General features: G+C 66.0%; 1 protein-coding gene. It reads left to right on the top strand.

Translation table 11 applies throughout. The features are described from left to right. The first annotated feature begins 55 nt into the window (after positions 1–55). Complete coding sequence (locus ACFXPL_RS37145; protein ID WP_384927588.1) at positions 56–1,114, top strand: IS630 family transposase; 1,059 nt, start codon at positions 56–58, stop codon at positions 1,112–1,114. The last annotated feature ends 21 nt before the right edge of the window (positions 1,115–1,135 follow it).

The raw sequence follows: 1,135 nt of genomic DNA, 5'->3' as shown, positions 1-1,135 counted from the left end.
CTAGTGTTGCGTGTTTGAAGTGGCTTTACGTTTGCGGTTTCGGGACAATGGAGCTGTGTATCTGGCCGCTGCGTTGCAGCTCCGTGAGGGTGACCGGTCGCGCCTGGAGGCGTTGACGCGGATGTCGACGGCCCCGGCAGGGTTGGTGCAGCGGGCGCGGATCCTGCTGCTGGCGGCGGAGGGCGTGTCCAACACGGACATTGCCGCCCGGTTGGGGACTTCGCGTCCCACCGTGCTGAAGTGGCGTGACCGGTACGGGACTTCGGGAATCGATGCGCTCGGGGACCAGCCGCGTCCAGGCCGGCCGGGAACGGTGGACGAGGTGGCGGTGCTGGTGGCGACGCTGGCCGGGAACGGCCGGCCGCCGGCCCGTCTGGGGGTGACGCACTGGTCGGCGCGACTGCTGGGCGCGGAGCTGGGGCTGTCGTTCTCCGCGGTGGCCAAGATCTGGCGCAAGTGGGGCCTGCAGCCGCACCGGGTGGAGACGTTCAAATTCTCCACCGATCCCGAGCTGGAGCCGAAGATCCGTGACGTTGTCGGGCTGTATTTGGCTCCGCCGGAGAAGGCGGTCGTGGTCTGCGTGGACGAGAAGACCCAGATACAGGCGCTGGACCGGACCGCCCCGATGCTGCCGCTTCGGCCGGGTCTGCCCGAGCGGCAGACGCACGACTACAAGCGCAACGGCACGACCTCGCTGTTCGCCGCCCTGGAGGTCGCCACCGGGAAGATCAGCGCCGATGCCTGCTTCGAGCGGCACAGCAACAAGGAGTTCCTGGCCTTCCTCAAGCAGGTTGCCAAGGCCCACCCCCGGGTGAAACTGCACGTGGTCGTCGACAACTACGCCACCCACAAGCATCCCAACGTCAAGGCGTGGCTGGCGAAGAACCCCCGGATCACCCTGCACTTCACCCCCACCTCCTGCTCCTGGCTGAACATGGTCGAGATCTTCTTCGGGATCATCACCCGGCAGGCCATACGACGCGGCACCTTCGAGTCCGTCCCCGACCTCAAGGCCGCCATCCGCGCCTTCATTGACGGCTACAACAGCCGCTGCCAGCCCTTCACCTGGACCAAGACCGCCGACCAGATCCTCGACAAGATCAAGCGTAAATAGACTTCAAACACGCGACACTAG

The organism is Streptomyces sp. NPDC059092, from assembly GCF_042756365.1.
Taxonomy (GTDB): Bacteria; Actinomycetota; Actinomycetes; order Streptomycetales; family Streptomycetaceae; genus Streptomyces.
The sequence above is the reverse complement of the archived record's forward strand: the minus strand, read 5'-3'. Positions and strand labels throughout refer to the sequence as shown.